The 4,549-nt window shown below is 64.6% G+C and carries 6 protein-coding genes and 2 pseudogenes; 4 read left to right on the top strand and 4 right to left on the bottom strand.

Annotated features, from left to right (window positions below; translation table 11 throughout):
- Positions 1 to 251 precede the first annotated feature (251 nt).
- The 4 genes and pseudogenes from ABZ624_RS42090 to ABZ624_RS42075 all read left to right on the top strand — a co-directional run.
- On the top strand, positions 252 to 713 hold the full coding sequence (locus ABZ624_RS42090; RefSeq protein ID WP_360100877.1) for a transposase: 462 nt from the start codon (positions 252 to 254) through the stop codon (positions 711 to 713).
- A pseudogene (locus ABZ624_RS42085) lies at positions 616 to 828 on the top strand (transposase); the annotation flags it as partial. The gene ABZ624_RS42090 and the pseudogene ABZ624_RS42085, both read left to right, overlap by 98 nt.
- A gap of 45 nt (positions 829 to 873) precedes the next feature.
- On the top strand, positions 874 to 1,302 hold the full coding sequence (locus ABZ624_RS42080; protein WP_360100883.1) for a hypothetical protein: 429 nt from the start codon (positions 874 to 876) through the stop codon (positions 1,300 to 1,302).
- Between the two features lie 287 nt (positions 1,303 to 1,589).
- Positions 1,590 to 1,969: pseudogene (locus tag ABZ624_RS42075) on the top strand (transposase); the annotation flags it as partial.
- 95 nt (positions 1,970 to 2,064) lie between these two features.
- Here the strand turns inward: ABZ624_RS42075 and ABZ624_RS42070 are convergent.
- The 4 genes from ABZ624_RS42070 to ABZ624_RS42055 all read right to left on the bottom strand — a co-directional run.
- Complete coding sequence (locus ABZ624_RS42070; protein ID WP_360100874.1) at positions 2,065 to 2,355, bottom strand: transposase; 291 nt, start codon at positions 2,353 to 2,355, stop codon at positions 2,065 to 2,067.
- Positions 2,356 to 2,596: 241 nt separating this feature from the next.
- Positions 2,597 to 2,794, bottom strand: a complete 198-nt coding sequence (locus tag ABZ624_RS42065; RefSeq protein WP_360100880.1) for a winged helix-turn-helix domain-containing protein — start codon at positions 2,792 to 2,794, stop codon at positions 2,597 to 2,599.
- Between the two features lie 303 nt (positions 2,795 to 3,097).
- Positions 3,098 to 3,982 (bottom strand): helix-turn-helix domain-containing protein, encoded by an 885-nt coding sequence (locus ABZ624_RS42060; protein ID WP_360100871.1) that lies wholly within the window; start codon positions 3,980 to 3,982, stop codon positions 3,098 to 3,100.
- Positions 3,983 to 4,083: 101 nt separating this feature from the next.
- Positions 4,084 to 4,549: integrase core domain-containing protein (locus ABZ624_RS42055; RefSeq protein ID WP_360100868.1), on the bottom strand; the 466-nt coding region annotated here is incomplete at its 5' end.

The following is a 4,549-nucleotide window of genomic DNA, read 5'->3' as shown; positions in this document are numbered from 1 at the left end:
GACACTCTCCTGCCCCACCCCAGACCCCACCAGGACCGACGACTCCACGCACTGAACTGGTCCCACTGGCGCAGACACCACCAAGCCATCGCCCGTCGCTGCCACTACCAAAGAAGAACCAGCTCAGAACACGAAATCTGACTGGAGTACTAAGACTCCAGTCAGCATTCGTGTCGTGAGCTGGTGGTTGTCGTTGTCCGGGTAGGGAGGCGATAGTCGAAGTCGACCAGTGGCACGGTGAGTCGGAGTCGGTGTTCGCTCGGGTGGCGGGCCGCTTTGCCCGGATGGATCTGCGCCGGCGGATGCGGGACTATGTCCGTGGTCTGCTGGCGCCAGTGGACGCAAGAACGGCTGGCAGTTGGCCGAGTGGGCCGGCCACCGCGACCCGAACAGGTCTGCAGCACCTGCTCAACGGCGCCCGATGGGACGCCGACGCGGTCCGGGACTATGTCCGGACCTATGTCGCCGTACGGCTCGGCCCGGACATGGTGTTGATCATCGATGACACCGGCTTCATCAAGAAAGGCAGCATGTCGGCGGGGGTAAGTCGGCAATACACCGGCACCTCCGGAAAGATCGACAACTGCCAGATTGGCGTGTTCGCCGCCTACGCCACTGGCTCGGGCAGGGCTTTGGTCGATCGGGAGCTCTACCTGTCCAAGTCCTGGACGTCCGACCGCGAGCGCTGCCGGGCGGCGAAAAATCTCCGATGAGCGGGGTTTTGCCACCAAGGGCGAACTGGCCCGGGACATCGTCCGCCGTTGCCTGGCCGCCGGCCTGCCCGCCGCCTGGGTCACCGCGGACGAGGCCTACGGACAGGACTGGCACTTCCGCCGTCTGCTCGAGCAGCTCGGCGTCGGTTCCGTGGTGGCCGTGCCCAAGTCCCAGCAGATCAAGTCCCTGGCCGGAATCTGGCGCATCGACCACCTCATCGACGAAGCACCTGAGGACGCCTGGCAGCGGCTGTCCTCCGGCGACGGAGCGAAGGGGCCGCGGATCTATGACTGGACCGCGGACAAACTGCCCGCCGACATCATCTTCGACCCCGATCCGCCGACCCACCACCGCTGGGTGATGGCCCGTCGCAGCCTGCCCGACCCCGCCGAGCTCGCCTACTACCTCGCCAACGCACCCGTCGGTATCGAGATCTCCGAGCTGACCCGCATCGCCGGCAGCCGATGGGCGATCGAGGAATGCCTCCAAGCTGTAAAGAACGAGTGCAGCCTGGACGAGTACGAGGTCCGCCGCTACCTCGGCTGGTACCGGCACATCACACTCGCCATGCTCGCCACGCCTTCCTGACCGCCCTCGCCACCCAGGCAGACCGTGACACAAGGGGGGCAGCAGAAACGGATCAACCCTCGCTCCGCTCACCGTGGCAGAGATCAGGCGCCTGCTGGACACTCTCCTGCCGCATCCCCGACCCCACCAGGACAGACCTCCACCCACTGAACTGGTCCCACTGGCGCAGACACCACCAAGCCATCGCTCGCCGCTGCCACTACCGAAGAAGAGCCAGCTCAGGACACGATTTCAGATTGGAGTACTTAAGACGTCATCTCATTTGGTGTGTTCGATAGCCTGCTGCCGTGGGGATCGTTGAGCGGCTGGTGCCGGATGAGTTGTGGGAGCTGTTCCAGCGAGTGGTGCCTGAAGCGCCTATCCGGCCTCAGGGAGGTGGCCGGCGTCGGCACGGTGACCGGGAGGTGCTGGCTGCGATCGTGTTCGTGGCCACGTCGGGCTGCACCTGGCAGCAGCTGCCGTCCGCATCGTTCGGGCCGTCGGGAGCGACGGCTCACCGGCGCTTCGCCGAATGGATCAAGGCCAGGGTCTGGGCCAAGCTCCACCGCCTGGTACTCGACGAGCTCGGCGCCCGTGGTGAGCTGGACTGGTCCCGCTGTGCGATCGACTCGGTGAACATGCGGGACTTGAAAAGGGGAACCTGACAGGCCCGAATACAAAGCCTACGACCGGGTTGATCTGCGCAGATGGCTCCGGTGGAAGCGCATCGGAGTGCGCATCGCCCGCAAAGGAATCGAGTCCAGCGAGCGATTACTGAGGTTTTCAGGGTGGTGTCGGTGGGTTGATCGTCAGGCTTGTGGCGGTGAGGCAGCCGTCGATCAGGTGGGGCCGGAGTTGGATTCTGCGTAACTCGCGGCGGAGTCTGCGGTCGAGGTCGTTGGGTGTGTGGAAGGCGGTGTTGGCCATCGCTCTGCGCACGAGTGACCAGACGGCCTCGACGAGGTTCAAGTCGGGTGCATACGGCGGGAGCCGGACGGTGCTGAGCCAGTCATGCCCGGCCTCGTACCGCTTCAGTCCGGCGGCCAGGTGGGTGTTGAGATTGGCCCAGACCACCACAATCGGACCACCGAGCTGGACGTGTGCGCGGACCAGGAGGTCGCGGTAGTCCTTCCAGGGAAAGGTGCTGCAGGCGCCCTTGAGGAGAAGACGGGTGGGGGACGGTGGATGAGACGGCTCGTTTCGCCGGATTTGTAGCAGCACAGGGCCGCGACCGAGGTCCAGCGGGGGGAGCGGCCCCTCACCCGGATGACAGGGGTGTGTCCACGCCGGCCCCAGGTGCGGGCACGGGGCGGCGTCATGGAGAATCCGGCTTCGTCCTCGAAGACGATCCAGGCACCGGACACCGCCGCGAGCCTTTTACCCGCGGCCACACCTCCTTCTTCCACAACTCCACTGCGTGCTCGTCGCGTGCGAGAGCACGGCGGGCGGGTGCCTGCCAGGACCAACCGTGACGCTTCAGCAACCGCCACACTGTCGCCACCGACAGGCTCACCCGCAGCCGCCGACGGATCACCGTCTGGGCCCGGGCCAAGGTCCAGCGCTGATCGTCGAACCCGTGGGCTCCGCCTCACCACGTAGGACACCGGTCTTAGCTGGTTTCGGGCCGTCACCGTGTACGGTCGATCACCGTGCCGCGTCCACCCCTGCCAGGCACCGCACATGGTGGCCAGGCCGACGTCCTTGGTCTCGCACATCCTTGCGTTCCCACGCTCTGACCCGTCCAAAGCGGGCCTTGTGTGACGCTGGCGCGGACTCGTCGTCCCGCGCACGCGCCTGGACTGCTCGACCCGCGCCTTTACCCGATCCCGCGGCCCAACGAGGCGTCTTTACTACTGTCAGGCTCCGGCAGATACACCTGATCGGAGGCAATTGCCTGCCGAATTTGATGAAGTCTTAGGGCCACATGGATATCGAGCAAGCGCTGTGGCTCTTGCCAGCCGGGGCCGAGAACAACGCTGATTCGACTCAACCGCTGGGCAGCGGTATTGATGTGGATGTGCAGGTTCGTCGCAGTCCGACTGAGTTTCTGCCCGCTGTCCAGGTACGCCTGCAAGGTGGCACGCAACGCCGTGCCTCGGCGTGCGTCGTAGCTGAGGATGGGACCTATCATCGCTTCGATGAAGGGCTCGAGCTCGGGTTTCGCTTTGACCAGCAATCCCATGAACCCTAACTGCTCAACTGCCGCCACATCGCCGTTCCTCCCGAGCGCCAGCAATACTTTCGCGCAGGAGACGGCCTCTTGACAGGCGTCACTCACGCTATGGGGCGACATCACGGGGCCAGCCGCGCCGGCGGTGGCCGGGTGGCCGATGGCGCGGCTCAGCTCCGTGACGAGGCGGTCAGCGGCTGGCCACGGGGCCTCACCGGGCAGCATGAAGATCAGCCAGCCCTGTCGTTGTGTGGTCAAGCCGCGATTCCGGCGTGCATATGCCGCTGCCCATGAAGAAGACCGTTTCGCTCTCGCTTTCACGACGTGAACGGCAACGAGTACATGTGGGCAGGTGAGATCGAGTCCCATACGATGCGCCCCCATATACAAGCCTTCGGTTTCTTCGGGCCGGGCTGCGAGCAGAGCCTTGAGAAGGTCTCGCTGAACCACGGCCTCAGCTGTCTCCGCCGCGCGTTGAGCCAACAACAGCGCAGCCATCATCGTGGCAGGGCTCATGCCGCCGTCAGACATCGCGTGTTCCTTTACTCCATGCGTGGTCGCCGCATACCTTGGCCGTCTCTATGACGCCGCAAGAGACAGGGCGTTACGTTGGAACGCTTGCATGTGACCTGTTACACAAGCTTGTCGATCTCCTCGTTGTGTGAAGATCTTCGAAGGGGCGAGTCCAGGGCGGAGTTGGCATGGTGGTTGCGTTCGTAGTCGATTGGGCTGCGGTGCCCACATACGACGTGTAGCCGCAGGGAGTTGTAGAACCCGGTGATCCATGTGGCGATCTTCAGCCGGGCCTCGGCGCGGGTGAAGAAAGTCCGCCGATGGACGTACCCGGCCTTGAGAACGCTGCTGACGGCCTCGCTGACGGCATTATCGGAACACGACCCGACACGTCGTCCCATGGACTGGGTCACGCCGAGGCGGCGGCAGGCCCGTTTGAAGCGCCGGGAGACATACTCCGAGCCTCTGCCGCTGTGAAAGATCACGCCCTTTACTGAACCGTTTTCATCCTGTCCTGCTGGGGTGAAGGTGCAGGTCAGCGGTGTGGGGTGACGAGACGAGGCTCCTGGTCGTTGCGGTGGTGTT

This window comes from Streptomyces sp. NPDC007205, from assembly GCF_040634095.1.
Lineage (GTDB): Bacteria > Actinomycetota > Actinomycetes > Streptomycetales > Streptomycetaceae > Streptomyces.
The sequence above is the reverse complement of the archived record's forward strand: the minus strand, read 5'-3'. Positions and strand labels throughout refer to the sequence as shown.